Here is a 26,168-nt window from a genome sequence, read left to right as displayed (position 1 = left end):
CGTCGACGTACTCAACGGTTGTCGGGGACGAACGCGCTGAGCAGAAAGTTCACGATCGAGATGATCAGCGCGCCCCAGACTGCCGTCCAGAAGCCGTCGACCGTCAAGCCGTAGGACGTACCGGACGAGATCCACGCCGTCAGCATCAGCATCAGGGCGTTGATCACCAGCGTGAACAGTCCGAGGGTCAGGATGAGCAGCGGTAGTGAGAGAAGCTGCACTACCGGCTTGATGAAGGCGTTGACCACCGTGAAGATCAAAGCGATCACCGCGATCACGAGAACCGTGCCCCAGGTGCCGTTGTCGTGGTTGGCGATCGTGATGCCGGTGACCCACGCCGACGCCAGCCAGATGGCTATGCCGTTGATGATGAGACGTGCCAGAAATGTCATGTCTGAATGCTGGCACATCCCGCCCCGTGCATGCGGAGCCGTGCCGAATCTAGGCGGCGCGATTCATCTTCGCTTCCAAGCGCTCACGGATCACCGACATCGTGACCTGCGTTTCGAGGGCCTGACGGGTAGGCCCGTCGGCGACACGCAGGATGCCGAGCAGAATGTGTTCGGCACCGATTCGATTGTCCTTGTGCGCGAGTGCTTCACGAAGCGAGAGTTCCAACACCTTCTTGGAGTCCTTCTCGAATCGTGAACGAGGAAACCCGAATCGGCCTTTCCGCGAAGTATCGACACCGTCCGGCACGGGCGTCTCGTCCAGCACACCTTCACCGAACGACTGCTCGAGGCTTTCCCGAACCGCATCGAGATCGATGCCGATCGACTTGAGTATCTCGGCGTCGTCGTCGAGATTGTTCGAGTCAGCGCCTTTCGAGTCAGCGCCTTTCGAGTCAGCGCCTTTCGAGTCACCGCCCTTCGCGCCGGCGCCGGCACGGCGGATCACGTCGAGGGAGACACCGGACTCGGTGAGCACCTCGGTGGCGATGCCCCGATCAGAGGTGAGCAGCGCGGTCAGAAGTTCCATCGGCGTGACCGGACCGGATCCGGCGACAGCATCGACAACGACGCCTCGAGCCTGTGCGGAGAACCTTTCGAACATGGCAATTACCTGCCCTTCTCGCGCAGTGAACGCAGCATCGATTCCGACTGCGCGGACGCGTATTTCTTGTGGACGGCTTGACGGCTGACCTCGAGAGCATCCGCGATCGCCTGCCAGGACCATCCGTGACGGCGCGCATTGGCGACCTGAATGGCCTCGAGTTTTTCGAGTAGACGACGCAGCGCTCGAACAGCACGCAATCCCTCGGTGGGATCCGGGCTACCGGCGGCAGCAGCGAGAGAGGTTGCTTCGGTCATGATGTCAATTTAGGTTGACAACCGGAATCTGTCAACCAAAATTGACAGGCGCGTCTAGTATCCGGCGACGGCTCCGTTCACTGCCACCTGCAAGTCGGCCTGCACAGTTCGGGCGATATCCATCGGCTTGTCCGGAAGTTCGGTCACCGGCATTCCGACAAAGACACTCGCAGCCTTGACGTCGCCGGCCACCGGACCGTAATTGATGCCGATCGACACCAGGGCCGGTGAGCATCCCAACTTCTCGGCGCGCGCGACGATGTGGCCGATTCCGCTGTTGACGTGCTGCAGCCGCGTCGGATCTTCGGTGTTGCACGTCCCTTCCGGGAAAATCGCCAGACAATCCCCGTTGCCCAGCCGCTCGGCCGCGACGTCCATCATCACTCGGCCGGCATCCGAAACTGCACGGAGGCCGTAGTTCTTGCTGCGAAAAACCGGGATGCTGCCCATCATGTCGACCTTCTTGCGCTGTGAAGGATCAACGAAGAGTTCGTCTTTGGCGAGGACCCGGGTCCGTCCGATCACTCGACGCAACGGAGTCCGCCACGCGGTCGCGGCGAGCGTGAACTGGTCGCTCTCGGTCAGATGATTGACTGCCACGACCAACTGCGTCTTGCGTTCCAGCAGAGTCTTCAGCGCGGCTTCCGCACCCGGCGCGTACTTCACTCGCGGGCGGTACTTCAGCGCCAATGCGGCATAAGCGAGCTTCGCCACGAATCGGTTCTGCTGATGACTGCGGTAGTACTCGTACACAGCCTCGTAATTGTCGAGTGAAACTTCAGGATTGCCCATGATCCGCCCTCGCTGGAGAAGTGCCCCTTGACCAAACGATACACAACCTACGGTTGCGTAGGTTTGGGTTACAGAAGGCGTAGCGCTGGGAGAAACTCCGCTCTCGAGGTAAAACGGTTTCTGTGATCCGCTCGGCCATATCCACCGACCTACCCGCACTGCAACAGATCGAGATCGCCGCGGGCGAACCGTTCCGAGACATCGGGATGGACGCCATCGCAGACGATCCACCGCCGACGCTCGACGAGTTGAACGATTTTCTCGCAGCCGAGCACATCTGGGTTCAGACCGACGCAAACGACGTACCCGTTGCGTATGCGCTCGTCGAGATCGTGGACGGCGGTGCACATATCGAACAGGTCTCCGTTCACCCCGATCATGCCCGCAAAGGCCTCGGAGCTCAGCTGATCGACGCCGTCACCGAATGGGCGGCGGACCATCACCACGATCTCGTGACTCTGACGACGTTCGTCGACGTTCCGTGGAACGCGCCGTACTACGAGCGACTCGGGTTCGTGCGTCTGGCCGAGAACACGCTCTCTCCCGGCCTGATACGCATCAGAACGGACGAGCAGTCGTCCGGGCTGGACGCCTGGCCGCGGGTGACGATGAGCCGCCCGTCACACGGTCCGGCGCCGGCGATTCAGGAACTGACCGTCCACGCACCCGAACGTACGAACTCGTCCAGCACTGCCGTCGGACCGAGCAGGTCGATCCCTTCCGACGCCACCCATTCGTCGTTGTAGTACGTGCCCGAGTAACGCTCTCCGCCGTCGCACAGCAGCGTGACGACGCTGCCGCTGCGCCCGGCTGCCATCATCTCGGCAATCAACGCAAAAGCTCCCCACAGGTTCGTCCCCGTCGAGCCACCCACTTTGCGCCCCAGGGCTGTGCTGGCGTGCCGGGCGGCCGCGATCGAGCCTGCGTCCGGCACCTTGATCATTCGGTCGACCACCTGACCGACAAACGACGGTTCGACGCGCGGACGGCCGATGCCCTCGATCCGGGAACCCCGTGTACCGACGATCGACGGATCGCTCGCTCGCCACGCGTCGAAGAACACGGAGTGCTCCGGATCTACCACGCACAGCCCCGTGTCGAATTTCCGATAGCGAAGAAAGCGGCCGATCGTGGCGCCGGTTCCGCCCGTCCCGGCTCCGACGACCACCCAGTCGGGAATCGGATGTTCCTCGTGCTCGAGCTGAGTGAAGATCGATTCGGCGATGTTGTTGTTTCCACGCCAGTCCGTCGCGCGCTCGGCGTGGGTGAACTGGTCCATGTAGTGACCGTTCAACTCACTCGCGAGCCGATGCGATTCCGAGTAGATCGAGGACGGATCGCTCACGAAATGACAACGTCCGCCCTGCGCCTCGATCAGTGCGATCTTGGCGGGACTCGTGCTCGCGGGCATCACCGCGACAAAATCCAGGCCGAGCAACTTCGCGAAATACGCCTCGCTGACAGCCGTCGAACCGGACGACGCTTCGATGACGGTGGTCTCTTCGGTAACCCAGCCGTTGCAGATCGCGTAGAGGAAAAGCGACCGTGCGAGTCGATGCTTGAGACTCCCCGTGATGTGGGTCGACTCGTCCTTCAGATAGAGCTGGACGGTCCAGTTACTCGGCAGCGGATAGCGCAGTAGGTGAGTGTCCGCGCTGCGTTGCGCGTCGGCTTCGATCAGCCGCACCGCGTTGTCGACCCACTGGCGCGAGGTCCGACGGTCGACGTCGAGCGACTCCGTGGTCACCGCCCGTCTCCGCGCAGCTTGGAGCGAAGATCGTCACGATCGGACCGACGCTGGGCGTCGACCGCCGCGATGCCCGCATTGACACGCTTGCGCAGTTTCGCGAAGAGCAGCAGCGACAGCGGCAGCGCGATGAGAACTGCGAACAGTGCCGCGACGATCAGGGGAACGTCGGTGCCGGCGAGCTTTCCGCCACCGATGATGACGGCACCGATCACGACGACAAGCAGCAGCCGAGCGACCGAGTACAGCACCACGTCGCGGGCTAGTTGACCCTTGGTCACCGGCCCGGCAGCCGACTTTGCTTGCCCAGAGTTTGCGGAGGGTTTACTGGCCTTGACCGGCTCAGAAGGAACATTTTCGGGGTTTTCAGACAACTGACTCACCCTCTCAGGTTACCCATTCCGAATACGGGTGGGACTGAGCCCGCTATATCCATTTTGTCCTTTACTTAAACATTACTTTATCTTGAAAGATCGACTACCCGGCTATATCTGTGCAAACATTGCGCTACCACTCAGAAAACGGTCGAATGTGAGCGAAGGACTTCGAAACAAACTCGACGCAGGTTTTTGGCAACTGGTCGACACAACGGTTCGGAACCAAAGTTCGGAATCACTGCTCGGTTCGGAATCACTGTTCGTCAAACGTTCGACATCAACATGGAGGACCTCACAATGAGCGCACCAACCTTCAATACCGCCGCAGACGCACTCATGACGCCCGGACAGGTAGCGGCATTGTTTCATGTCGATCCCAAGACCGTGACCCGCTGGGCACACGCAGGACGACTGGGCTCGCTTCGCACACCAGGAGGACATCGTCGATTCCGTGAGACCGAGGTCATGCAGCTTCTGCGCTCGCTGACTACCGAAGCGGACAACAACTGAGCAACTTCAGCTCACGTCGAAGTACTTGTAGTACCCGACAGATCTTGCAGTACCCGACAGATACAGCACAGCGCACTGAGCCGAAACGCTTGTCCGCACCACTTCTGGTGAAGCGGGCCGGAGACTGAGTAGGCTCGACTTCAGTTCCCTGAGGAGGTGCGCCGTGTTGTATCTGTTGGCGTTGGTGGGTTTGGTGACATTGATCGTTCTGATGTGGAAGGCGTTCGGGCCCGATCCGTCGACGCGTACCCCGGTGAGCGGCGTACGCGGGCCGGACGACGATCCCGAATTCCTGTGGAATGTGAACCAGCAAACACGACGCAAGCGCACGGAAGGGCCGGACGTACCGCCGACTGACACGTCGACGTAGCGTCCGGGCTCACCCGGCTATCCGATTACCGCCCCGGCAACGCGAACGGGGAGGCCGGAAAGTCCTGCGCAACCACCGCAGCCAACTCCAGCACCGCTTCCCGAGTACCTGGACGCAGCCGGTCCAGATCGATTTCGGCGCCCTCTTCCAAATGCGGATCGAACGGAATCAGTCTCACCGCTCGACAGCGCTGCTCGAAATGCTCGACGACCCGGGGCAGATCAACCTTGCCCGAGCGAGGCCGTACCGCGTTGATGACGGCTACGGACGTGGCGACCAGCCTGCTGTAACCGTGAGCGTCGAGCCAATCAAGTGTCGCGGAGGCGCTACGTGCACCGTCGACAGATCCGGAACTGACGACGATCAACGAATCTGCACCTTCGAGAATGGCCTGCATCGCCGAGTGCATCAATCCGGTGCCGCAGTCGGTCAGAACTATGCTGTAGAACTTCTCGAGCATGTCGACCGTGCGCGTGTAGTCCCCGCCGCTGAAGGCCTCTGAAACTGCTGGATCACTGTCGGATGCAAGCACTTCGAGACGGTGGCGATTCTGCGATGTGTAGCCGCGGACGTCGCTGTACTTCTCGATACTGTTCTCGTCGCGCAACAGGTTTCGCACTGTTGCCGGAGTTTCGAGCGGGATCTTCTGGCTCAGCGTTCCCCGGTCGGGGTTTGCATCGACAGCGACGACGCGATCGCCGCGGATCGAGCCGAACATCGACCCAAGTGTCGCAGTGGTCGTGGTCTTTCCGACGCCACCTTTGAGACTGAGCACCGCAACCTTGTAGCAGCCCTGCAGCGGCTGGTTGATCTGGCGCGTCAACTCGACGAGGTGCTGCTCCTTTGCACCGTTTCCGAGGTTCACCGATCGGCCGGACAACGTGTACAGCGCCTTGCGCCAGCCACCCACCGGGGCAGGCCGGACAGGCCGCTTGACGAGGAGCGCAGCCGAGAGATCTTGCGCAGTCATCGGGAGAGCCGACTCGAAGCGACTGTCCGGAGCCGAGTTGAATCCGGTCTGCGGCATCGGAGCGCGAGTAGGTGGCGCTGTCGGCGGGGCCATCGGCATGGCCTGACCATTCTGGAGGGCGTGGCCGTTCTGCACCGGCGCAGCGCCGGGGTGCCCGAACTGCCGAATCACGGGATTTGGCGGATGCACGCCGGGCGCAAAAGGCGCCTGCGGGTGCTGGAGCGGTCTCGCGGATCCATGCGCGGTCGGACTGGGCTGCGAATTCTGGACAGGCAGCGGACTCTGGACAGGCTGCGGAGGGCCAGTTCGCGAATCCGGAACCGACCCTGCACGATTCGTAGGTTCATAGGTCTGCATCGGCATCGCGGGCGAGGTCGAGAACTGGCCGTTGATCGGGCCGGGCTGTGCTGCCGGATACTGGATGACCGGCGTCTTGGGACCTGGTACCGGCGCCGCCGGAGTCGCTGGGGTCGTCGTCGGCGGCGGAGCGGCGGGTGCACTGGGCGCCTGGCCGGCGACCTGCTGGAGCGGGCCGGAGTCGACCGGGGCCACGAAGAGACCGCGAACATCACTGGGAACCGAGTCGGATGACGGCTCGGGCGCGGATGTGCGCAGCTCGCGCCGCGTCGGCTCGGCAGGACGCACCGGCTCCCACAATCCTGCTCCGGCGTCTTCGATCTTGTCGGCCATCTCGCAGTTCCCCCTCGTCGATCCCGCAGCTACCAGACAGCTAGTAATTCACCAAGCTGCATCGTAGCTGGCGCCGCCCCTGACTTACCCACCGGTAATACCTACAGACCGGTCGGCAGCCACCCACGGTACCTCGAGAGGATCAGTTGAGTCCCGCGTAGGAGTGCAAGCCGGACACGACCATGTTGATGATGAAGAGATTGAACAGCATCGCAACGAATCCGGCGATGTTGATCCAGGCAGCCTTCGTCTCCCGCCAACCAGACGTTGCCCTCGCGTGCAGATAGGCCGCGTAGATCACCCAGGCGATGAAGGACATCGTCTCTTTGGGGTCCCAACCCCAGAAGCGTCCCCATGCAGCTTCCGCCCAGATCGCACCGAGGATCACACCTGCGCCGAACAGCGGAAATGCAATGATCGTGCTCTTGTATGCCAAGCGGTCGAGCGTCTGGGCGTCCGGCAGTCGCTCCGCGATCCGGCCGCCGATGCTCGTGCCTTCGTCACCGGGCGGGAACTTCAGTCGCAACAGGAACAGGAGGCTGGCGATACCGCCGATCATGAAGATGCCGGAGCCGACGCTGACGATCGTCACGTGAATCGGCAGCCAGTACGAGCGCAGCGCCGGAACCACGGGAGCCGCGTCGGCGTAGAGAACCGTGCCGGCGAGGAACATCAAGATCAGAACCGGTACCAGCAGGAAGACCCACATCGGACGGTACGCCGGCTTGATCAGCAGGACGTGCCCGACCAGCAACGACGCCGCACACGCCATCGCCACGAATTCGTACATGTTGCCGAGTGGGAATCGTTCCGTCGCAAATCCGCGGAGCACGATCGACGCGAAGATCAGTACTGTTCCGACAACCAAGACAGCTCGGCCCATTCCGCCGAATCGCTCCGAGAGCGACTTGGTCGGAGTCTCCGCGACTCTGCCAGGCACGGACGCATCGACTCCGCCGGCGGTGACCAGTTCCTTGTCCTGAACCGCCTTTGCTCTGGCCGACGCGTACTGCACGATGAGCAGCACAAACGCCAGCACAAGCACGGTGAAGGCGGACTTGAAGGCCCAGTCGCTGTACTGCGCGAGTGTCTCGTTGGTTGTCATCGGGCGTTCTCCTGCGCGTGCGGTTGGTTCACCGCGGTGGTCGGATTGCTTTTCAGCAAGCGGTCGGCGAGGCGGTCGAACTCGTCGCCCCAGCCTGCGTGGTCGGTGCGGGCAAGCCCACCAAGTTCTACTACAGTACGTCGTTCGTCATCTGGATAGATACGTGCCCAGACGCGGCGACGCTTGATCACGAGCGAGACGAGCAACCCCGCCATCATCGTCAACGCTGAAACCAGTACCCACACCTGAGCGGGATCGTGGGAGACCTGCAGGTTGACGAAGTCGACGGCACCATCGAATCGCACCTGAGTTCCGTCGGCAAGCGTCGCGCTCTCACCCGGGAACAGATTGACTCGATCCTGCTTGACCAGTCGGCCCTGATTGATCAGTTCGGTGTTGAGTTCGAACAGCGATTGCGGGTTACCGGTATCGAGTCCGGTATCACCCTTGTAGATGTCGATGGCGACTGCCGGATCGTTCATCGCCGGGTAACTCGACGACAGCAGGTTGCCGTGGAACAGCGCTGTGGGCGCGAACAATCCTTCGATGGCAATCTGGTTCTTCCGGCGCTCGTCCGTATCGGGATACATGCCGCCCGGCGGGTCGAAACGCATTGCGCCACTACTCAGGAACGTCGTGGCGTCGTCCGGACGCCACTGGAGCGTCTCGGTGCGGGTCTCACCGTTCGGGAACGTGACGGTGAATGTCGGCGCGTATCCGTGTCCCTGCAGGTACACACGATCGCCGGCGATCCGCAGCGGGTGGTTCACCTGGATGGTCGTGTCCCGCCAGGTATCGGACTCGAGGTCGTCGCCTGCCTGGTACGAGATGTCCGAGGTGAACATCTCTGCCTGACCGGTCTCGAGGTAGTCGGCCTGGAAATTCTTCACACGGACACACAGCGGAGTCATGCCGGTGCCGTCGAGGCTCAGGCCCGCGACGAACGAGTCGAACACTGCCGGCGAAGTCGTGCAGAATCCGGGGCCGTCGTTGGCGATGACGATGCGATTGCCCTCGTAGCCGAACAACTTGCCCGCGGCAATCGCGATCAACAATCCGACCAGGGACAGGTGGAACACGAGGTTGCCGAATTCGCGGAGGTATCCCTTCTCCGCCGAGATGGTGATCTCGCCTTCGCGTCGTGATTTCGTATCGCCGCGACGCGTTTCGACGCGCCACCCACGCAGTTCTTTCGACACCCGGGCAGCAAGTTCGTCGGGAGTCTCGCCGTCGACGACGCTCTTGGTGTGGTGCGGCAGGCGAGCAAGATTGCGCGGCGCATTCACCGGACGGGTGCGCAGCGCCTTCGCGTGCTCCACGCAACGCGGCAGGATGCAGCCGACCAGCGAGATGAAGAGCAAAGCGTAGATCGCGGTGAACCAGAAGCTGCTGAACACGTCGAACAGTTCGAGGCGGTCCATCCACGGACCGAGCGTCGGACGCTCGGCGATGTAGTCGGCGACCTTGCCCTCGTTGAGGGTTCGCTGTGGCAGCAGGGCGCCGGGGATCGCAGCGAGTGCGAGGAGGAACAGCAGAACCAGCGCGGTCCGCATCGAGGTGAGCCCGCGCCAGGTGTTGCGCCCGAGTGCAACGACTCGACCGATCACCGACTGCTTCGGCAGCACGGGTGTCGGGTTGTCGTTATTATCGTCAGCTGTCATATCGGCAGCGTCACCTCCGAGATAAATGCGTCGCGAACCCAGCCGACGAACTGGTCCCACGCGCCTGTGACGAGGGCGATTCCCACTGCCACCAACATGATTCCGCCGAAAATTTGAATGGTGCGTGCATTACGACGCAACCAGCCGACGCCGGTCAGCGCACGCGCCGACCCCAGCGCCAAGATGATGAACGGCAGGCCGAGTCCGATGCAGTACGCGACGATCAAGGTGACACCGCGCGCGGCGGTCATCCCGTCGGTTCCCGCGGCTACGGACATCACGCCTGCCAACGTCGGCCCGAGGCATGGCGTCCACCCCAGCGCGAACACTCCCCCGAGCAGCGGCGCCCCCACCAGCGACGACACACGACGCGGTTCGAAACGGACGTCTTTCTGCAGCGCCGGGATCAGTCCGATGAACACCAGACCCATCGCGATCGTGACCACACCGCCCACGCGCATCAGGACCTCGCGGTTGACGAGCAGAGTCGAGATCACGCCGAACACCGACGCGGTCGCGAGAACGAAGACGACGGTGAAGCCGGCGACGAACAATCCGGCCGCACCGGCGACCCTCAGGCGACTGCTCCGGGTGATCGTCCGGGTCCTCGCCTCGTCGGCGGTGATCGCGGGGGCGTCGGCGCCGACGACGCCGGCCAGGTAGGACAGGTAGCCGGGGACGAGCGGCACGACGCACGGTGAAGCGAACGACACCAGACCGGCGAGCACACAGGCGCCGAGGGCCAGCAGAAGCGGACCGGACGACGCCGCGTTCTGAAACGCTTCGCCCACACCGGCACTCAGTGTGTCGCTGCCTGCCAGCAGCGTGGTGGTCGTGGTTGTCATCTTTACTGCGCGTCTTCCTGAGCTACTCGCTGGACGACGGGCAGCAAATCCTCGGCGAGAAGTTCTTGGAGGAACACCGCGGCAACGCGATGCTGGCGGTCCAGGACGATCGTCGTCGGAATGACCGACGTGGGGTAGCCGTCACCGAGGGCGATCAGCGAACGCATCGACGGGTCGTAGATCGACGGGTACGAGACCTTGTTGTCGACCACGAAGTCCTGCGCTTTGTTCTTGGTGTCGTCGCGGACGTTGATGCCGAGGAACTGCACGCCCGAATCCTTGGTCTGCTCGTAGACCTGTTCCAGGTCGTCGGCTTCGGCGCGGCACGGCCCGCACCACTGACCCCAGACGTTGAGGACGACGACCTTGCCCTCGAAGTCGTCGACGCCGACCTTCTTACCTTCGTTCATAAGATCGGGCCCGGAGAGCTTGCCGATGGTGCCTCGGTCGGACGGTGGATCGTAGAAGATCTTGGTCTGCCCGCCCGGTGAGACGAAGTCGAAAGTTCCGCCCTGTGCGACGGCGTCGTCGCCGGTCGCGCAGGACGAGAGAAGAAGCATCGCCGACGCAGCGGCTGCGAATGCTGCGGCGATGCGGCGCGAAATCATGCTCCTGTCACTCTCGGGTCGGAGGCACCGGCAGGTTCGGAGTAGACGATGTCGACCAGGGTGTCGCCCTCGTAGACCAGTGAGGTCAACGAGGCCAGTCCACACTGACGGTGACGGGGATCGTGCCAGAGACGCTCGCCCTGCAGGAATCGACGCAGTGTCCAGACCGGAAGCTGATGGCTGACGACGACGGCTTCGTGTCCGACTGCCGCGACGCGTGCGGCGTTGACGGCTGCGAGCATGCGATGAGCGATCTGCAGGTAGGGCTCGCCCCAGGACGGGGTGAACGGGTCACGCAATTTCCACCAGTGACGCGGACGTGAGAGCGCACCGTCCCCGACGGCAACCTTGAGACCCTCGAACTCGTTGCCTGCCTCGATGAGGTTTTCGTCGGTGACGATGTCGAGCTTGTGTGCCTCGGCGATCGGCGTCGCGGTCTCTTGTGCGCGCTGCAGCGGCGACGCGACCACGTGGGTGATGTCGTGATCGGCGAGCACCGACGCGACCGCACGAGCCTGGGCTTCGCCCGCCACCGACAACCGGAAGCCCGGGAGCCGTCCGTAGAGGATCCCGCGCGGGTTGTGAACTTCGCCGTGGCGAAGGACGTGGACGATGGTGCGGGTGGACGTGTGGTCGGGGTGATCGGCGTCGGTCACAGTCGAGGGTCCTCGCTGAAGAAGATGGATGTCGGAAGCGTGCGGTTGTTGCTCGAGCTTGAACGTGTCAGGGCTTGACGGCAGCAGCTGCGGCCTTGGCGGCGTGCGGCATGGCGTCGGCGATGATCGAGAATGCTCGATCGTCGAGTGCAGCGGAGACGAACCACGCTTCGAACGCGCTCGGCGGCGGGTACACGCCGCGGGAGAGCAACGCGTGGAAGAAGGCGGGGAATCGCCAGGTCTGCGCGGCTTTGGCTTCGTCGTAGTTGGTCACCGTGTTCTCGGTGAAGAACACGCTCACCAAGGTTCCGGCGTACTGCACACGGTGTTCGACGCCTTCGGCGGTGAGGGCTTGGGTCATGAGGTCGCCGAGGGCGGTCGCGTTCCGGCCGAGCTTGGCGTACACCTCGGCGTCGGCGGCGCGCAGACTCGCGAGTCCGGCGGCGACGGCCACGGGGTTACCAGAGAGGGTGCCGGCCTGGTAGACGGGACCGTCCGGCGCGAGGTGACCCATGATGTCGGCGCGGCCGCCGAAGGCTGCGGCAGGCAGGCCGCCGCTCATGACCTTGCCGAAGGTGTAGAGGTCGCCGGCGACGTTGTCGATGCCGTACCAACCCGAGGCGCTGACGCGGAATCCCGTCATCACCTCGTCCATGATCAGGAGTGCGCCGTGCTCACGGGTGAGACGACGCAGACCCTCGTTGAAACCGGGAAGCGGTGCGACGGCGCCCATGTTTCCGGCTGCAGCTTCGGTGATGACGCACGCGATGGCGCCGGGGTTGGCGGCGAACGCCGCGGCGACTGCATCGAGATCGTTGTAGCGGACGACGATGGTGTCTTCGGCTTGAGCGCCGGTCACGCCGGGTGAGGTCGGCAGCCCGAACGTCGCGAGGCCCGATCCGGCGTCGGCGAGAAGGGCGTCGACGTGGCCGTGGTAGCAACCGGAGAACTTGATGATCTTGGTGCGTCCGGTGAATCCGCGGGCGAGGCGGACTGCGCTCATCGTGGCTTCGGTTCCGGAGTTGACCAGGCGAACCTTTTCCACGGGCGCGACGCGGGCGACGATTTCCTCGGCGAGGGCAACTTCGCCTTCGGTCGGCGCACCGAAGGAGAGACCGCCGAGCGCTGCTTCGCGAACGGCTTCGACGACTGCCGGGTGAGCGTGCCCGAGAATCATCGGACCCCAGGACGACACCAGGTCGACGTAGTTGTTCCCGTCGACGTCGGTGAGGGTGTAGCCGGATGCTTCGCGAATGAATCGCGGTGTTCCGCCGACCGAACCGAACGCGCGGACGGGCGAGTTGACGCCACCCGGAATCACGTTGCCGGCACGTTCGAAGAGCCGAGCGGAGTTCGTTGCATGCACGTCGGGATCACCGGAAGACACAGTCACGGCTTCCAGTGTCCCAGTTCTGTCGAATCTGACAACGACAGGGTGTAGGACTTCGGTGCTCGAGGCGAGTTTTCCGGTCGAACCGGGCCCCGCGTGAGACGATTCCGAGCATGAAGCGACTGTTGACGACGCTGATGGTCTCGGCTGCGATTCTTCTCACATCGTGTGGTTCGGACGCTTCGAACGACGACAAGGCGACAGTTTCGTCGCCGCCGAGCGTCACAGACTCGGCTCGAACCACCGCGGCAACGAGCACCGACCCGGCGTTTCTCGGCGGGTGTTCGGCAGTGTCCGTCTACGTTCAGCAGCGTGTTCAGAGCGGCGACACGTCGACACAGACAGCGGGCGCCGACTTCCTGAAGATCGTCGAGAACGACCCTTCGTACCAGGCTATGTCCGAGAGCGAGAAGGAACTCTTCCGCCAAGGAATCGAAGCGGGTGCCGCGGGCTCCTGCTGAATGTGAGGTTGGGATCGAACCGGGTTGCCCGCGGTGCGCTACGCGCTATCGTCGGTTCCATGGCCACCACAGCGGACCACCTCAGGACAACACTCGACGGACGCTGGCGGGAGGTGCGTGAGCGCGTTCGCGGCGAATTGAACGACGAACGTTTTGCTCCGCACTACACACCCAACACCGCCATTGCGCGCTCCAAGGCTCTCGAACAGATGCGGGTCCTCGCCGATCTCGGCTACGCCGCAAACGGTTTCGCGGTCTCTCACGGCGGAACGGGCGACGCGGGTGGCGCCGTCACCAGCATCGAGATGCTCGCGATGTCCGACCTCTCACTGATGGTCAAGGCCGGCGTGCAGTGGGGACTGTTCGGCGGCGCCATCGAAAACCTCGGCACCGAGCGTCACCACCAGGCGTACGTCAAGCCGCTGATCGACCTGGACCTGCTCGGTTGCTTTGCGATGACCGAGACCGGTCACGGCAGCGACGTCCAGGAACTCGAAACCACGGCAACCTACGACGTCGAGACGGGCGAGTTCGTCGTCAACTCCCCCACCCCGTCTTCTCGCAAGGACTACATCGGCGGCGCTGCCCAGCACGCCACTGTCGCGGCAGTGTTCGCACAGCTGATCACCGGAGGCGAAAGCCAGGGCGTCCACTGCTTTGTCGTGCCGATTCGTGACGGCGCCGGCAACGACCTCCCCGGAGTGACGACGTCCGACTGCGGGCTCAAGGGTGGACTGCCCGGAGTCGACAACGGCCGCATCGTCTTCGACCAGGTCCGCATCCCGCGTGAGAACCTGCTCAACCGTTACGCCGACGTCGCCGAGGACGGCACGTACACTTCGGCGATCGAGAACCCGAACCGTCGGTTCTTCACGATGGTCGGCACATTGGTTCGTGGACGTGTCACCGTCGGTGGTTCCGCGGCAGCGGCCGCCCGCGTCGGATTGGCCATCGCCGGTCGATATGCCCTGCAGCGCAGGCAGTTCAGTGCTCCGAAGAGTGACGACGAGGTCCTGATCATGGACTACCTCGTCCATCAGAAGCGTCTGCTGCCGTTGATCGCCCGCTCGTACGCTCTGCAGTTCGCACAGAACGAACTGGTCGCCGCGATGCACGACATTCAGAGCAGCGACGACCCGGACCCGCAGGAGCAGCGCGAACTCGAGGGTCGTGCCGCCGGACTCAAGGCCGCCAACACGTGGCATGCCACTCGGGCAATCCAGGAAGCACGCGAAGCCTGTGGTGGCGCAGGCTATCTCGCGGAGAACCGCCTCACCGCGCTCAAGGCTGACACTGACGTCTTCACCACGTTCGAGGGTGACAACCACGTTCTGACGCAGTTGGTCGCAAAAGAACTCCTCACCTCGTACGCCGACGAAGTCCGCGGCATGAGCCCGGTCGACTGGATGCGCTTCGCGGCTACGACGGTCTCCGACGTGGTCAAGAAGCGCACGGCAGCGCAGCAGATCCTGCAGACGATCGTCGACACTCGCCAGGACAACGAAGAGGACGGCAGCCTCTTCAACCGCGGCACCCAGATGAAGATGTTCGAAGACCGCGAGGAGTACCTACTCGCCACTGCGGCAAGGCGATTGCAGGCAGCGCAGAAACGCGAGGAGAACCCGTTCGACGCGTTCAACTTCGTGCAGGACCACGTGCTCAAAGCCGCTCAGGCGCACATCGAGCGCGTCATCCTGGAAGCATTCGTCGCCGGCATCGACTCTTGTGAGGACGAGACCGCGAAGGAACTCTTCGGCGAGGTGTGCGACCTCTACGCACTGTCCGTCATCGAGGAGGACAAGGCCTGGTTCATGGAACACCGGCATCTGTCGGTGGAGCGTTCGAAGGCCGTGACGCGCGGGATCAACGAGCGGTGCCGCACCCTGCGCCCCCACGTCGAGACACTGATCGACGGGTTCGGCATTCCGGACATCCTGCTGGGGTCCGCGATGCTCGACGGACCGGGCACGGACGCGGTACGGCTGAAGTAAAGGGTTCGGGTGGGGTCGGCAGTCGCCGGCCCCACCACATTTATTGCGCTGCCGTCTTTTTCGACTGCCGAGAGGCAAGCAGTCCGGTCAGGCCGAGTGCCGCGACCAGCCAGATACCCAGAACGAGCAGGTGCGGTCCTGCTCCGTTCCCACCGAAGTAGATGACGGAGCGGATGGGTTCCATGGCCGCTGATCCGAGCCAGAACGATTGGATGTGCTGCCAGAATCCGGGCAGGAACGACACCGGGATGGCACAACCAGCACCGGACTGATCTACCAGTATTTCGTCGACAAGCAGGACATCTTCGCAGCCCTCCTCAGCGAAAGTCAGCTGGAAATGGCGGACTTCGTGAACTCGCTCCCCCGCGAGCAGGGACTGAGCGCCTTACTCGAGTCCATGATTTCCGAGTTTGCTCGGCACTGGGCACGGGTGGGTCGACTCACCACCACTTGGCGCGACATCGAAGGCATGGCCGGGTCCGACCGAGAAAGCATGCGGGAACTTCACGCATCCGTAGCGGTCTACAACTCGGCATTGATTCGAGCGCTCACCGAATCTGCTGCAGCCGAAGGGAGCCGGTTGATCGACGACCCCGCGGTGATCCATCTCGTGCTCTCCGGACTCAAAGGCCTGTCGGACACCATCGTCATCAACATCGCCAAAGAAGTCACACCCGAGTACTTCGTGAGCTTCTCCGCCCGGGCGCTCGCGCGGTCCATCACGGAGTGACGGACCGACACCTTACGAACGAACGAGGCGAGCGATGGCCGCCTGAGCTTCCTTGATCTTGACGTCCGCTTCCGGACCACCCTGCTTGGCAGCTTCGACGACGCAACCCGCAAGGTGCGCGTCGAGAAGCTTCAGGGATACGGACTGCAACGCGCTCGTCGCGGCGGACACCTGGGTGAGCACGTCGATGCAGTACCGGTCGTCTGCAACCATGCGCGAGATTCCGGCTACCTGACCTTCGATACGACGAAGGCGTTTGAGCAGATCGTCCTGCTCGGGGCTGTAACTACTCATACCGCAACTATACCCCCTACCCGTATGAGGGCTACTGCGATGCGACGAAGCCCACCCGGACGCGGCGCACGACATCGATGGCCATCAGCCCCGCAACCAGAATCGACAACCCGGCGCCCGAGATCCAGAGACCGTCGTAGTGCGTGCTCTCGAACGGCGGAGCGCCCTCCAGTATCGGTCCGAAGTCGGACGTCGTCGTACCCGCTCGCCAGCACACGACCGCCAGAATCGTGGCGGCGACGATACCGAGTACACCGATCCACGTCTTCACGTCGACGAGCGGAGTTGGCTGCGCCTCAATCATCGGCAGACCCGTCCGGTTCCACACCGACCGTGACAACCTGGCTCAACGCCTCGCGAAGTGCCCGATCGTCTTTCGCCCACGCTCGCACCAATCCCCCGGTGGTCAGACGCAAGCCGATACCGTGCCGACGCCGGGGCACTCCGGACAGCTCACCCAGCGCGCGTGCCGTTTCCCACGGCTCCATTTCGTCTTCGTAGGCGGCGTCGTCCGATTCGGGAAACACCTCGGCGATCTCGGTGATCGGCACCTCTTCGGTTCCCTGACGCAACGTGGTCGCGGTCAGAAGCACGCTCGCATGCCGGCGCGCGGCAATCACCTGCACGTACACCAAGCCGGTGAGGATCACGGCGAACATCGCCAGACCGAACCAATGCACCACCGGGCCGGTGAACAGCTCGATGACCAAGGCGATCAGGCAGAAGATCGGACCGAACGCGATGGCCCACCACCGAGATCCCGGTTCGTAGTACAGAACGTCCGGGCCGATTTCCGGCGCGCGATCAGCCACGGGCGAACCAACTTCGGGTGGTGTCGCGGTAGATCGCGACGCAGGCACAGATCAGCATGACGGGAACGACAAGCGCGAGCACGGTACTGATCCCGGCGACGACCAGCGCGATCTGCAGCACCGCGAACACCCCGGACACGATCACCAGGATCCGTCGGCACAGAGGTTTTCCGGCGCGAGTGGGACCGGCGAGGCCGCCGATCGCAAGGCCGGTCAACAGCAGAACCAGCCCGGACACCCGCACGAAGGTGACGTAGATGTCGATGTTTCCGGCCGATACGCCTTGATCGGTGAATTGCTCACGCAGCGAATACGAGGCGCTGGTGACATTGATCAGGCCGAAGAGTATGAGTAGGAACGCGCTGGCGATCCACAACCAGAATGCTGCCTCGACGGCCGTCGGGCGCCGGACCTTCGTAGAGATACTCACGGGTTCAAGTGTGCGCTATCCGCTGACGATGCCCGGAATCATGAGCACCAGGAGTGTCACCAGAACAGAGGCTCCAAGGATGGCGAACAAGATCACTTCGGTCCGTGAACCACGTTGGCGCAGTGGAGCGTCGTGGGTGCTTTCCGTGCGCAGGGCTTCCTGAGAACTCATTGTCTACGACCTCTCCCCTACTACTGCAGTGACCCGTTTCACAGTACCCCGAGCTACCTATCGGTTCCCCGCCGGGGGGAAACGAAGAAAGTACGGATTGGACTCTTTTCGGTGCATCATCACGATCGCCCCGACAGCAGCAACTGCCTGCAGGATTTCCGCTCCGCCGAACAGCAGAGTGGCCGCGCCTCCGTCGCCGCCGAGCCCGAAGATCACGGGGATCGCAGAGACCAACATGAAGACTCCACAGAACGTCAGCAACATTCGAGCCCAGTTCTTGCCACGACTCATCGAACGCACGAACAAAAGGAACACCGCGGTGACGATCACCACCAGGACAGCGGAGAACACGATGACCAGTGGGAACATGCCCTCCACGTCGGAGCGTGTCAGACCGGCGTCGACAGCCGCCTGGTTCCTGAGCATCTCGTCGACGAACATCGACTTCTGCCCGAGCAGCATCCAGATCATCGCGCCGCCCTGGACCAATCCCAGCGCCGTCACAGCCCACCACAACTGAATCGCAGTCACGACGTCCGTCGGCGGCTCGGGTTTCGGCTGGGGGCCCGGGTATCCGTTGTAACCGGGGCCGTATCCCGGGATCTGACCCGTCGGCATCGGTCCGAGTTCGCGGTACGGCTGATTCTCGAACGGCTGGTTCTCGTAGGGAGGTTCCCGGCGGGGCGGTTCCTGGCGCGACGGCGGCCACTGCTCGGTCATGACACCAGCGTATCGGTCGATACCGGTGCAGCCACCATGCGTGACTCCGTCACAGCCATCCGGCAACTTCCGACGCCCAGTACGTGAGGACCACGTCGGCACCGGCGCGGCGAATGCTGGTGAGCGATTCGAGAATCGCCGCGTCCCGATCGATCCACCCGTTCTGCGCGGCGGCCGTGATCATCGAGTACTCACCCGAGATCTGGTACGCCGCGACCGGAACCGGAGACCGGTCGGCGGTCTCACGCAGAATGTCGAGGTAGGACATTGCAGGCTTGACCATCACCATGTCAGCGCCCTCGGCGATGTCGAGGTCTACCTCGCGCATCGACTCGCGGCGGTTGGCGCCGTCCTGCTGATAAGTACGACGGTCGCCTTGCAGTGAGGATCCGACGGCTTCACGGAACGGCCCGTAGAACGCTGACGCATATTTCGCGGCATAGGCGAGCTGACCGACCTCGACATACCCGGATGCATCGAGCGCACCGCGGATCGCAGCCACCTGACCGTCCATCATGCCGCTGGGGCCGAGCAGGTGCGCACCCGATTCAGCTTGCGCGAGAGCCATTTCGACGTACCGGATCAAGGTTGCGTCGTTGTCGACGGCGCCGGTGGCGTTAAGCACGCCGCAGTGGCCGTGATCGGTGAACTCGTCGAGGCAGGTATCGGCCATGATGACCGTTGAATCACCGAGTTCTTCTGCCAGAGCGCGCAATCCGACGTTGAGGATGCCGTCGGGATCGGAGGCACCGGAGCCCTGGGGGTCCTTGTCCTCCGCCTTGGGGACGCCGAAGAGCATCAGGCCACCGACGCCGGCTTCCACTGCTTCCACCGCGGCGGACCGCAGCGAATCGAGGGTGTGCTGGAAAACGCCTGGCATGGAACTGATCTCACGCGGCGTATCGATGCCGTCTGCAACGAACATCGGCAACACGAGGTGCCGGGGTTCGAGCGAGGTCTCTGCCACGAGTCGCCGGAGCGCTGGGGTGCGCCGGAGCCGGCGAGGGCGATGAGTGGGAAACACGAGAAGTAGCCCTCCTTCGTCGGAACCTGTGAGTGGTTGAGGAGTCCACAGACTCCTCAACCACTCACGGGTGCGCTAGCGCCTTCGAGACTTCTTACGCGGCGGCGGCAAAGCACCTTCAGCGCGCAGCCGAGCTGCGTGCTCGGCGAGAGCCTCCACCAGCGGTCCCACCTGCGAGGTCTCGGGCTGCACGTCGACGCGCAGACCGAACTCGATAGCAGTTTCGGCCGTCTTCGGGCCGATGCACGCGACCAACGTGCGGGCGTGCGGCTTGCCGGCGATGCCGACGAGGTTGCGCACGGTCGAGGACGAGGTGAAGCAGACGGCGTCGAATCCACCGGTCTTGATCATCTCGCGGGTCTCGGCCGGCGGCGGCGCCGCCCGGACGGTGCGGTAGGCGGTGACGTCGTCGATCTCCCAACCGCGTTCGCGCAGGCCCTCGGCGAGGGTTTCGGTTGCAATGTCCGCGCGCGGCAACAGAACCCGGTTGACCGGATCGAAAACGTCGTCGTACGGGGCGAATTCGGCCAGCAGGCCTTCGCTGGACTGCTCACCGGTCGGGATCAGCTCGGGGTTGATGCCGAACGAGCGGACCTTGGCTGCGGTTGCTTCGCCGATACAGGCGATCTTCACGCCGGAGAAGGCGCGAGCGTCGAGACCGAACTCCTCGAACTTCTCCCACACTGCGCGAACCGCATTGGTGGAAGTGAAGACCACCCACTGGTAACGACCGTCGACGAGGCCCTTGACCGAACGCTCCATCTGAGCCGGGCTGCGAGGCGGCTCGACGGCGATGGTCGGAACCTCGATCGGGATCGCTCCGTGAGTGACCAGACGGTCGCTCATCTCGCCGGCCTGATCCTTGGTGCGCGGCACGAGGACGGTCCAGCCGTACAGAGCGCGCGATTCCCACCACGACATCTTGTTGCGCTGCGCGACAACCTTGCCGACGGTGACGATGAGCGAGCCCACCAGTTCGGATCCGGCTTCGTTGAGCGTCGCGAGAGTTGCCTCGACGGTTCGCTGCTGACGAGTGGTACCGCGGACGGTGATGGCAGCAGGCGTCTGCGGAGCCAAGCCGTTCTCGACCAGCGCGCTGGCGGTCTCGGCGAGATGTCCCGACGTCGCGTGCAGAACAAGCGGTCCCGGTGCAGCGGCCAGAGCAGCCCAGTCGACTTCACCGCGAACGTCGGCCTCGGTGTGACCCGAGCCGAGCGCCATACCGGCGTAGCTCGGCACAGCCGAACCCGAAGGCAGACCCGGGAGAACCTCGAACTGAACCTGCGTGCGGGCGACTGCCGTGACCTCTGCGATCACGGAATCCGTGGTCAGCGGGTCACCGGAGACCAGACGCACGACGTCGTGGCCGTTCTTGGCCTCGTGCACCAATGTCTTTGCAACCTCGGCAGGCTCACCGAGTGCCGGACGCACGTCCGCGATCAGCTCGCCGGTCTCCTCGTCGCGGCCCATGTCGATCCCGACGAGTGCGACGACACCCTTGTCGACATCCGGATCGGTGAATGCCATTGCGGCGCCGGTGAGGACGTCACGTGCGCGAACGGTGAGCAGGGCGGGGTCGCCCGGTCCCGATCCCACGAACAGGATCCGTCCGGGAGTGTTCTTTCGGACTCGGGTCATCGGTGATTCTCCAGTGCGCTGTATCGAAATGGGAACTTGGTGCAAGTGCAAAGTGGGGCGTCAAACATCGGCTGCCTCGCCTGTAGTCACGTTCATCAACTCGCGGGCGCCGAGTTCGAGTAACTCGCGCGCTACCGCTCGGCCGAGTTCCTCGGCCTTGTCCGGCGCACCGACGGCGCCGGTACGGATGACGTCCGAACCGTCGATGGCGGCTGCGCAGCCGCGTACCGACAGTTCGTCGAAGATTCTGCCGTCGTCGTCGAGGGATTCGACGATCTCCGCGATCGCTCCGACCGGAGCGGTGCAGCCCGCTTCCAGCTCGGCGAGAAGTGCACGCTCGGCAGTGACTGCCGCCCGTGTACCGGCGTCATCGTGCTCAGCCAGGATCGCCGCCAATTCCGCATTGGCAGAAAGGCATTCGACGGCCAGAGCGCCCTGCGCCGGAGCGGGGAGCATCTGCACGGGCTCGATGTTCTCGGTGATGAGATCGAGCAGACCGATACGGGACAAGCCGGCGCGAGCGAGGATCACGGCGTCGAGTTCACCGGATTCGACCTTGCCGAGACGGCGTTGCAGGTTGCCCCGCAACGGCACGATGTCGAGGCCGAGCCCGAGTGCCTTGAGCTGCGAAACACGGCGGGGCGCCGAGGTTCCCACCTTGGAACCGGCCGGAAGCTCCCCGAGGACCAGACCGTCGCGGGCGACGAGCGCGTCACGCGGATCCTCACGAGGCGGAATCGCCGCGATGACGAAACGCGGATCCTGCGCGGTCGGTAAGTCCTTGTAGGAATGCACAGCAACGTCGACGCGGTTGTCCAGCAAAGCTTCTCGAAGCTCTGCCGTGAACACTCCGACGCCGATCTTCTGGACGGGATCGGTGGACTGGTCGCCCTTGGTCTTGATGATGACCAACTCGGCGGGATGTCCCGCTGCAATGAGGGCATCGCGCACGGTGCCGGCCTGCGTGGTCGCGAGAAGACTTCCGCGAGTGCCGATCCGCAGCGGGCTCCCCGATCGAGGGGTGGTGACGCTCATGCCTGCAGGTCCCTTCCAGTGCGGTCGCCGTCCACCAGGTCGGTGGGTGTGGCCACGGCCGCGGGAGATCCGGGGCTGAGTTCGAAGAGTTCGCGCAGCGCTGCTGCGTAGGAGTCGCCGCCGGGGGCCGACGCCAGTTGCTTGACGCGCACGGTCGGGGCGTGGAGAAGCTTGTCCACGACGCGTCGCACGGTGCGTGCAACCTCGTCGCGCTGCGGATCGTCCAGGCCGGGCAGACGCGAATCGAGCCGCATCAGTTCGGCTTCGACGACGTCGGCGGCGCGCTGACGCAAAGCCGTCACGGTCGGAGTGACCTCGGCGAGGCGCTGTCCGGCAAGGTAGGTCGCAAGCTCGCCGGCGACGATGGTGCGTGCGGCATCTGCGTCGGAAGCGGCTGCGCCTGCCGCTGGATCACGCTGCAGCGTCTCCATGTCGAGAACGGTGACACCCGGCAGGCCGGCGACGGCGGGATCGATGTCGCGCGGCAGCCCGAGGTCGCAGATGACCAGATGCTTAGTGTTGTCGCGATCGGGCTCGGCGAGTGCGCGGTGCACATCCGCCAGGGTGACCACTGCCCCGACCGCGCCGGTACAGGTGACCATGACATCTGCCTGCGCCATCGCGGCCGAAAGCTGATCGAAGGCAACACCGTCGGCGTCGACGCCGTTGGAGCGTGCCGTCTCGGCGAGGTGCTCGGCGCGTTCCTGTGTCCGGTTGACGACGACGATGCGTTCGATTCCGGCGCGAGTGAGATGCGCAACCGACAGACCGCCCATCGAGCCTGCTCCGACAACCACGGCAGTGCGGCCGACGAGGCCGCCCTCACCGATGATGCCCGCTGCACGATCAAGAGCCACGGATACGACTGATGCTCCGGCTGAGTCGATTCCGGTTTCGGAATGCACTCGCTTGCCGACGCGCAGTGCCTGCTGAGCCAGTTCGTGGACGACGCGTCCGGCGGCCTGCTGCGCATCCGAAGATGCGTAGGCCGAACGGATCTGGCCGAGGATCTGCTGTTCGCCGATCACCATGGAATCGAGGCCGCTGGCCACCGCGAAGAGGTGCTCGACGGCTGCTTCGCTGTAGCGGACGTACGCGTGAGCGTGCAGCGCCGTCAGGTCGAGACCCGAATGGTCGGCGAGGATTTCACCGACCTCGGTGAGTGCACCGTGGAACGCGTCCACCACCGCGTAGACCTCCACCCGGTTACAGGTGGAGACGATCATCGCTTCGGAGATGTGCGAAGACGCCAGAAGCTTGTCGATCAGCTTCGGACGATCGGTGTCGGTGACAGCTACTCGCTCGAGCACCGGGACGGGCGCGGTTCGATGCGAGACCCCGACAAGCAGAACACTCACGGCGCGATCACTGATCCGTTTCTTGTCGAACCTGCTCCGACCGGAGCGGGTGAACTGGTGGATGGGACTGACGAAGCGGATGCGGCGTGAGCCACTCGTACTCGCGGCGCGCTGGATGCCTGATCGGCATTGCGCGCACTGTTGAAGGAGAGAACCTGCATCTCGACGGCGAGATCGACGCGTCGCAGTTCCACGTGATCGGGAACGTCTAGGGCGATCGGCGAAAAACTCATGATGCAGCGCAGTCCGGCGCTGACGAACTGGTCGCACACGCCCTGAGCGGCCTCGTCCGGTGTGGAGATGACGCCGATGGTCGCATTCAGTTCACGGCAGGCGACGGTCAGTTCCTCGGTGCTGCGCACGACGAGATCCCCGACTCTGCTTCCGATTCGATCTGCGTCACTGTCGAAGAGTCCGACCATCTCGAAACCGCGGCGGCTGAATCCGCCGTAGCCGACCAGCGCCTTGCCGAGGTTTCCGACTCCGACGAGAACGACCTTGTGCCCACGATCGAGTCCGAGTGCACGCTCGATGCGGATGCGGAGCCTGTTGACGTCGTACCCGACGCCGCGGACACCGTTGGGTCCGAGGAACGACAGATCCTTACGCAACTTCGCTGATCCGACACCGGACGCCTGGGCAAGTTCCTCGCTCGAGACGATGGAGGTACCCCGGTCGGACATCACTCCGAGGACCCGCAGGTATGCGGCCAAGCGCGTCACCGTAGCCTGGGGGATGACGCGATCCTGAGCGATCGAGTCGGTGACAGAAGAGCCCGCAGCGCCGGTGACGCGCTGAGCCACAGGCTCATGCGTCTGGTGCGGTTCGGTCACGTCGCTGGCTCCTCGTCCGGTCGACACGACTGTCGACCTCCACGATGCTCCGGGGGAATGTTCACACCACGGTAACCGCTTGTGAACCCATGCACAAAGTTGCTCGAGACGGGTTCGATGTGCCGTTCACCTGCAAAGCGGCTTGGCAGACAACTTTGAGGGTTGCCTTACTTGCGTAAATCGTCACGAAGGCGCTCTTCGTCAACTTCCCAGTAACCGTGCTCGCGTCCGTCGAGAAGAATGACCGGCAATCTGTCTCCGTACTCCGCTCTCAGCTCTGGATCCGTCGCGGCAGCTTCGTCTACGTCGATGCACGTCAATTCCAGCTCGAACTCGGAACAGACCCGTCGTAGTACCTCCGCCGCGCCGACACAGGACGCGCATCCTGCGCGTGTCAACAGGGTCACTTCATGCGTAGCTGCAGTCATCGACGCATACCTTTCTTCTACTGGGACGCCATCTACTTGATCGGTCGAGTGTGCCTCCGGAGCCCCACTCGATACCAAATCGGCGGAGAGGAACGTCACACACCACAGGGAAGGTCACCATCCAACCCATCGGGCCTCATCGCGGAGGATAGGCTGACTCGAAGAGTTCTCTGCTCGAGAATGCAACACGGGAGGTGCGGGTGCCTGCGCGATCACTACCGAACGGCTCCGGATTCGGATCAGGGCTTGCCGGGGTCATTCTCCCCGGACGTCGCCATGTGAAGAATCCGCTGGGCCCGAGTGAGTCGGAAGTTCGAGCCAATCTCGCCGGCGAGGCGAGCGCTGATGCAGCTCTGGCATTGCACGAAGCTGCCAACCCCACAGAACCGGAAACCGGCGAAGAGCCCCCGGCCGTTCCGCGCGACCTCACGGCCGCCGCATTCTTCGACGTCGACAACACCATGGTGCAGGGTGCGTCAATCATCCACTTCGCCCGTGGTCTCGCTGCACGAAAGTATCTCAAGACCTCGGATCTGGTGGATTTCGCGTGGAAGCAGATCAAGTTCCGAGTCACCGGCCGAGAAAGTAGCGACGACGTCGCCGAAGGCCGCGAGAAAGCACTGTCCTTCGTGGCCGGTCGATCCACCGCCGAACTCGCCCGCCTCGGCGAGGAGATCTACGACGAGGTCATTGCCGACAAGATCTGGCCAGGCACGAGGGCGTTGGCCCAGATGCACCTCGACGCCGGACAACAGGTGTGGTTGGTGACGGCAACTCCGGTCGAACTGGCCCAGGTCATCGCTGAGAAACTGGGATTGACCGGCGCCTTGGGCACCGTCGCCGAAAGTGAGGACGGAGTCTTCACCGGCCGACTCGTCGGCGACATCCTGCACGGCATGGGCAAGGCGCACGCCGTACGGACGTTGGCGGTGCGTGAAGGCCTCAATCTCAAGCGCTGTTCCGCCTACTCGGACAGCCACAACGACGTACCGATGCTCTCGTTGGTGGGGACACCGGTGGCGATCAACCCCGACGCAGACCTTCGTGAACTCGCGAAGAACCGCGGTTGGGAAGTTCGTGATTTCCGCACCGGACGAAAGGCCGCCAAAATCGGCGTTCCCACAGCGCTGGTACTCGGAGCAGTCGGCGGTGCGCTCGCGGCAATTCTCGCCAGGCGCAAAGAACAGAACGCCTGAGCGGGTTCGGTCCGGA

General features: G+C 63.6%; 33 protein-coding genes. 7 read left to right on the top strand and 26 right to left on the bottom strand.

Annotated features, from left to right (window positions below; all coding sequences use genetic code 11):
* Positions 1-11 precede the first annotated feature (11 nt).
* From GJB56_RS01310 to GJB56_RS01295, 4 genes are read right to left on the bottom strand one after another with little or no spacing between them, the layout of a single operon-like run.
* On the bottom strand, positions 12-392 hold the full coding sequence (locus GJB56_RS01310; RefSeq protein ID WP_003941998.1) for a phage holin family protein: 381 nt from the start codon (positions 390-392) through the stop codon (positions 12-14).
* A gap of 49 nt (positions 393-441) precedes the next feature.
* Positions 442-1,053: a Clp protease N-terminal domain-containing protein gene (locus GJB56_RS01305; RefSeq protein ID WP_113682367.1), complete on the bottom strand. Its 612-nt coding sequence runs from the start codon at positions 1,051-1,053 to the stop codon at positions 442-444.
* Between the two features lie 5 nt (positions 1,054-1,058).
* Entirely contained in the window at positions 1,059-1,310 is a 252-nt protein-coding gene (locus GJB56_RS01300) for a helix-turn-helix domain-containing protein (protein ID WP_113682366.1), read from the bottom strand.
* Between the two features lie 54 nt (positions 1,311-1,364).
* Positions 1,365-2,102: a lysophospholipid acyltransferase family protein gene (locus GJB56_RS01295; protein ID WP_021333944.1), complete on the bottom strand. Its 738-nt coding sequence runs from the start codon at positions 2,100-2,102 to the stop codon at positions 1,365-1,367.
* A gap of 122 nt (positions 2,103-2,224) precedes the next feature.
* Here GJB56_RS01295 and GJB56_RS01290 point away from each other — a divergent pair, with 122 nt between their 5' ends.
* On the top strand, positions 2,225-2,848 hold the full coding sequence (locus GJB56_RS01290; RefSeq protein ID WP_113682365.1) for a GNAT family N-acetyltransferase: 624 nt from the start codon (positions 2,225-2,227) through the stop codon (positions 2,846-2,848).
* Here GJB56_RS01290 and GJB56_RS01285 read toward each other — a convergent pair.
* Both GJB56_RS01285 and GJB56_RS01280 read right to left on the bottom strand, forming a co-directional pair.
* Entirely contained in the window at positions 2,746-3,849 is a 1,104-nt protein-coding gene (locus GJB56_RS01285) for a PLP-dependent cysteine synthase family protein (protein WP_021333942.1), read from the bottom strand. The two genes, GJB56_RS01290 and GJB56_RS01285, sit on opposite strands and share 103 nt — an antisense overlap.
* The gene (locus tag GJB56_RS01280; RefSeq protein WP_019744347.1) at positions 3,846-4,232 is read right to left on the bottom strand and encodes a DUF4229 domain-containing protein; all 387 of its coding nucleotides are present in this window, start codon (positions 4,230-4,232) and stop codon (positions 3,846-3,848) included. Before GJB56_RS01280 ends, GJB56_RS01285 begins: the two co-directional genes overlap by 4 nt.
* Positions 4,233-4,523: 291 nt before the next feature.
* On the opposite strand from GJB56_RS01280, the gene GJB56_RS01275 reads away from it, so the two are divergent.
* Positions 4,524-4,736 carry a BldC family transcriptional regulator gene (locus GJB56_RS01275; protein ID WP_003942029.1) on the top strand — a complete coding sequence of 71 codons (213 nt, stop codon included), beginning with the start codon at positions 4,524-4,526 and terminating at the stop codon, positions 4,734-4,736.
* Between the two features lie 163 nt (positions 4,737-4,899).
* Positions 4,900-5,106, top strand: coding sequence for a hypothetical protein (locus tag GJB56_RS01270; RefSeq protein WP_019744349.1), 207 nt, complete (start codon positions 4,900-4,902; stop codon positions 5,104-5,106).
* Positions 5,107-5,131: 25 nt separating this feature from the next.
* Here GJB56_RS01270 and GJB56_RS01265 read toward each other — a convergent pair whose 3' ends face one another.
* The 7 genes from GJB56_RS01265 to hemL all read right to left on the bottom strand — a co-directional run bounded on the left by GJB56_RS01265 (position 5,132) and on the right by hemL (position 13,034).
* Positions 5,132-6,766 carry a MinD/ParA family ATP-binding protein gene (locus tag GJB56_RS01265; protein WP_113682364.1) on the bottom strand — a complete coding sequence of 545 codons (1,635 nt, stop codon included), beginning with the start codon at positions 6,764-6,766 and terminating at the stop codon, positions 5,132-5,134.
* Between the two features lie 142 nt (positions 6,767-6,908).
* Positions 6,909-7,871, bottom strand: coding sequence for a c-type cytochrome biogenesis protein CcsB (gene ccsB, locus GJB56_RS01260; RefSeq protein WP_047889757.1), 963 nt, complete (start codon positions 7,869-7,871; stop codon positions 6,909-6,911).
* Positions 7,868-9,532, bottom strand: a complete 1,665-nt coding sequence (gene resB, locus GJB56_RS01255) for a cytochrome c biogenesis protein ResB (protein ID WP_113682363.1) — start codon at positions 9,530-9,532, stop codon at positions 7,868-7,870. Before resB ends, ccsB begins: the two co-directional genes overlap by 4 nt.
* Positions 9,529-10,377, bottom strand: coding sequence for a cytochrome c biogenesis CcdA family protein (locus GJB56_RS01250; RefSeq protein ID WP_003941906.1), 849 nt, complete (start codon positions 10,375-10,377; stop codon positions 9,529-9,531). Before GJB56_RS01250 ends, resB begins: the two co-directional genes overlap by 4 nt.
* A 2-nt stretch (positions 10,378-10,379) precedes the next feature.
* Positions 10,380-10,985, bottom strand: a complete 606-nt coding sequence (locus GJB56_RS01245) for a TlpA disulfide reductase family protein (protein ID WP_021333937.1) — start codon at positions 10,983-10,985, stop codon at positions 10,380-10,382.
* The gene (locus GJB56_RS01240) at positions 10,982-11,641 is read right to left on the bottom strand and encodes a histidine phosphatase family protein (protein ID WP_003941868.1); all 660 of its coding nucleotides are present in this window, start codon (positions 11,639-11,641) and stop codon (positions 10,982-10,984) included. The genes GJB56_RS01245 and GJB56_RS01240 overlap by 4 nt, the downstream gene beginning before the upstream one ends.
* 67 nt (positions 11,642-11,708) lie before the next feature.
* A complete protein-coding gene (gene hemL / locus GJB56_RS01235) occupies positions 11,709-13,034 on the bottom strand; it encodes a glutamate-1-semialdehyde 2,1-aminomutase (protein WP_019744354.1) in 1,326 nt (441 codons plus the stop codon).
* A 110-nt stretch (positions 13,035-13,144) separates the two neighbouring features.
* On the opposite strand from hemL, the gene GJB56_RS01230 reads away from it, so the two are divergent.
* Together GJB56_RS01230 and GJB56_RS01225 are read left to right on the top strand one after the other, a co-directional pair.
* Positions 13,145-13,492, top strand: coding sequence for a hypothetical protein (locus tag GJB56_RS01230; protein ID WP_113682362.1), 348 nt, complete (start codon positions 13,145-13,147; stop codon positions 13,490-13,492).
* A gap of 59 nt (positions 13,493-13,551) precedes the next feature.
* Positions 13,552-15,483, top strand: coding sequence for an acyl-CoA dehydrogenase family protein (locus GJB56_RS01225; protein ID WP_113682445.1), 1,932 nt, complete (start codon positions 13,552-13,554; stop codon positions 15,481-15,483).
* A gap of 40 nt (positions 15,484-15,523) precedes the next feature.
* Here GJB56_RS01225 and GJB56_RS31575 read toward each other — a convergent pair whose 3' ends face one another.
* Positions 15,524-15,667, bottom strand: coding sequence for a hypothetical protein (locus tag GJB56_RS31575; RefSeq protein WP_230091112.1), 144 nt, complete (start codon positions 15,665-15,667; stop codon positions 15,524-15,526).
* 30 nt (positions 15,668-15,697) lie between these two features.
* Here GJB56_RS31575 and GJB56_RS01215 point away from each other — a divergent pair, with 30 nt between their 5' ends.
* Positions 15,698-16,213, top strand: a complete 516-nt coding sequence (locus tag GJB56_RS01215; protein ID WP_230091111.1) for a TetR/AcrR family transcriptional regulator — start codon at positions 15,698-15,700, stop codon at positions 16,211-16,213.
* 12 nt (positions 16,214-16,225) lie between these two features.
* On the opposite strand, the gene GJB56_RS01210 is transcribed toward GJB56_RS01215, so the two are convergent.
* The 12 genes from GJB56_RS01210 to GJB56_RS01160 all read right to left on the bottom strand — a co-directional run bounded on the left by GJB56_RS01210 (position 16,226) and on the right by GJB56_RS01160 (position 24,956).
* Positions 16,226-16,507 (bottom strand): metal-sensitive transcriptional regulator, encoded by a 282-nt coding sequence (locus tag GJB56_RS01210; protein ID WP_003942012.1) that lies wholly within the window; start codon positions 16,505-16,507, stop codon positions 16,226-16,228.
* Between the two features lie 31 nt (positions 16,508-16,538).
* Positions 16,539-16,811 (bottom strand): hypothetical protein, encoded by a 273-nt coding sequence (locus GJB56_RS01205; RefSeq protein WP_021333927.1) that lies wholly within the window; start codon positions 16,809-16,811, stop codon positions 16,539-16,541.
* Positions 16,804-17,319 carry a hypothetical protein gene (locus GJB56_RS01200; protein WP_019744369.1) on the bottom strand — a complete coding sequence of 172 codons (516 nt, stop codon included), beginning with the start codon at positions 17,317-17,319 and terminating at the stop codon, positions 16,804-16,806. Before GJB56_RS01200 ends, GJB56_RS01205 begins: the two co-directional genes overlap by 8 nt.
* The gene (locus GJB56_RS01195) at positions 17,312-17,749 is read right to left on the bottom strand and encodes a hypothetical protein (protein ID WP_019744370.1); all 438 of its coding nucleotides are present in this window, start codon (positions 17,747-17,749) and stop codon (positions 17,312-17,314) included. The genes GJB56_RS01200 and GJB56_RS01195 overlap by 8 nt, the downstream gene beginning before the upstream one ends.
* A 15-nt stretch (positions 17,750-17,764) precedes the next feature.
* Positions 17,765-17,920 carry a hypothetical protein gene (locus GJB56_RS31310; protein ID WP_019744371.1) on the bottom strand — a complete coding sequence of 52 codons (156 nt, stop codon included), beginning with the start codon at positions 17,918-17,920 and terminating at the stop codon, positions 17,765-17,767.
* Between the two features lie 57 nt (positions 17,921-17,977).
* Positions 17,978-18,640, bottom strand: a complete 663-nt coding sequence (locus tag GJB56_RS01190) for a hypothetical protein (RefSeq protein ID WP_019744372.1) — start codon at positions 18,638-18,640, stop codon at positions 17,978-17,980.
* A 49-nt stretch (positions 18,641-18,689) separates the two neighbouring features.
* A complete protein-coding gene (gene hemB / locus GJB56_RS01185; RefSeq protein ID WP_113682361.1) occupies positions 18,690-19,664 on the bottom strand; it encodes a porphobilinogen synthase in 975 nt (324 codons plus the stop codon).
* A 75-nt stretch (positions 19,665-19,739) separates the two neighbouring features.
* Positions 19,740-21,302, bottom strand: coding sequence for a uroporphyrinogen-III synthase (locus GJB56_RS01180; protein ID WP_003941969.1), 1,563 nt, complete (start codon positions 21,300-21,302; stop codon positions 19,740-19,742).
* Between the two features lie 60 nt (positions 21,303-21,362).
* Complete coding sequence (gene hemC, locus GJB56_RS01175) at positions 21,363-22,337, bottom strand: hydroxymethylbilane synthase (RefSeq protein ID WP_019744374.1); 975 nt, start codon at positions 22,335-22,337, stop codon at positions 21,363-21,365.
* On the bottom strand, positions 22,334-23,695 hold the full coding sequence (locus GJB56_RS01170; RefSeq protein WP_019744375.1) for a glutamyl-tRNA reductase: 1,362 nt from the start codon (positions 23,693-23,695) through the stop codon (positions 22,334-22,336). Before GJB56_RS01170 ends, hemC begins: the two co-directional genes overlap by 4 nt.
* A complete protein-coding gene (locus GJB56_RS01165) occupies positions 23,692-24,555 on the bottom strand; it encodes a redox-sensing transcriptional repressor Rex (RefSeq protein ID WP_021343418.1) in 864 nt (287 codons plus the stop codon). The genes GJB56_RS01170 and GJB56_RS01165 overlap by 4 nt, the downstream gene beginning before the upstream one ends.
* A gap of 140 nt (positions 24,556-24,695) precedes the next feature.
* Positions 24,696-24,956, bottom strand: a complete 261-nt coding sequence (locus GJB56_RS01160) for a glutaredoxin family protein (RefSeq protein ID WP_003941953.1) — start codon at positions 24,954-24,956, stop codon at positions 24,696-24,698.
* A 200-nt stretch (positions 24,957-25,156) separates the two neighbouring features.
* Here GJB56_RS01160 and GJB56_RS01155 point away from each other — a divergent pair, with 200 nt between their 5' ends.
* A complete protein-coding gene (locus tag GJB56_RS01155; protein WP_020968932.1) occupies positions 25,157-26,152 on the top strand; it encodes an HAD family hydrolase in 996 nt (331 codons plus the stop codon).
* Positions 26,153-26,168 lie beyond the last annotated feature (16 nt).

Origin of the sequence: Rhodococcus sp. AQ5-07, from assembly GCF_009707305.1 — a bacterium.
Classification (GTDB): Bacteria; Actinomycetota; Actinomycetes; order Mycobacteriales; family Mycobacteriaceae; genus Rhodococcus_F; species Rhodococcus_F erythropolis.
Note: the sequence above shows the minus strand (reverse complement) of the source record. Positions and strands in the feature narration are given on the sequence as shown.

What these genes read in the sequence shown, in the direction of transcription:
- GJB56_RS01310 (WP_003941998.1), bottom strand. Translation starts at nt 392, where the DNA reads ATGACATTTCTGGCACGTCTCATCATCAACGGCATAGCCATCTGGCTG.
- GJB56_RS01305 (WP_113682367.1), bottom strand. Translation starts at nt 1,053, where the DNA reads ATGTTCGAAAGGTTCTCCGCACAGGCTCGAGGCGTCGTTGTCGATGCT.
- GJB56_RS01300 (WP_113682366.1), bottom strand. Translation starts at nt 1,310, where the DNA reads ATGACCGAAGCAACCTCTCTCGCTGCTGCCGCCGGTAGCCCGGATCCC.
- GJB56_RS01295 (WP_021333944.1), bottom strand. Translation starts at nt 2,102, where the DNA reads ATGGGCAATCCTGAAGTTTCACTCGACAATTACGAGGCTGTGTACGAG.
- GJB56_RS01275 (WP_003942029.1), top strand. Translation starts at nt 4,524, where the DNA reads ATGAGCGCACCAACCTTCAATACCGCCGCAGACGCACTCATGACGCCC.
- GJB56_RS01265 (WP_113682364.1), bottom strand. Translation starts at nt 6,766, where the DNA reads ATGGCCGACAAGATCGAAGACGCCGGAGCAGGATTGTGGGAGCCGGTG.
- ccsB (WP_047889757.1), bottom strand. Translation starts at nt 7,871, where the DNA reads ATGACAACCAACGAGACACTCGCGCAGTACAGCGACTGGGCCTTCAAG.
- resB (WP_113682363.1), bottom strand. Translation starts at nt 9,532, where the DNA reads ATGACAGCTGACGATAATAACGACAACCCGACACCCGTGCTGCCGAAG.
- GJB56_RS01250 (WP_003941906.1), bottom strand. Translation starts at nt 10,377, where the DNA reads ATGACAACCACGACCACCACGCTGCTGGCAGGCAGCGACACACTGAGT.
- GJB56_RS01245 (WP_021333937.1), bottom strand. Translation starts at nt 10,985, where the DNA reads ATGATTTCGCGCCGCATCGCCGCAGCATTCGCAGCCGCTGCGTCGGCG.
- GJB56_RS01230 (WP_113682362.1), top strand. Translation starts at nt 13,145, where the DNA reads ATGAAGCGACTGTTGACGACGCTGATGGTCTCGGCTGCGATTCTTCTC.
- GJB56_RS01225 (WP_113682445.1), top strand. Translation starts at nt 13,552, where the DNA reads ATGGCCACCACAGCGGACCACCTCAGGACAACACTCGACGGACGCTGG.
- GJB56_RS31575 (WP_230091112.1), bottom strand. Translation starts at nt 15,667, where the DNA reads ATGGAACCCATCCGCTCCGTCATCTACTTCGGTGGGAACGGAGCAGGA.
- GJB56_RS01210 (WP_003942012.1), bottom strand. Translation starts at nt 16,507, where the DNA reads ATGAGTAGTTACAGCCCCGAGCAGGACGATCTGCTCAAACGCCTTCGT.
- GJB56_RS01205 (WP_021333927.1), bottom strand. Translation starts at nt 16,811, where the DNA reads ATGATTGAGGCGCAGCCAACTCCGCTCGTCGACGTGAAGACGTGGATC.
- GJB56_RS31310 (WP_019744371.1), bottom strand. Translation starts at nt 17,920, where the DNA reads ATGAGTTCTCAGGAAGCCCTGCGCACGGAAAGCACCCACGACGCTCCA.
- GJB56_RS01190 (WP_019744372.1), bottom strand. Translation starts at nt 18,640, where the DNA reads ATGACCGAGCAGTGGCCGCCGTCGCGCCAGGAACCGCCCCGCCGGGAA.
- GJB56_RS01180 (WP_003941969.1), bottom strand. Translation starts at nt 21,302, where the DNA reads ATGACCCGAGTCCGAAAGAACACTCCCGGACGGATCCTGTTCGTGGGA.
- hemC (WP_019744374.1), bottom strand. Translation starts at nt 22,337, where the DNA reads ATGAGCGTCACCACCCCTCGATCGGGGAGCCCGCTGCGGATCGGCACT.
- GJB56_RS01160 (WP_003941953.1), bottom strand. Translation starts at nt 24,956, where the DNA reads ATGACTGCAGCTACGCATGAAGTGACCCTGTTGACACGCGCAGGATGC.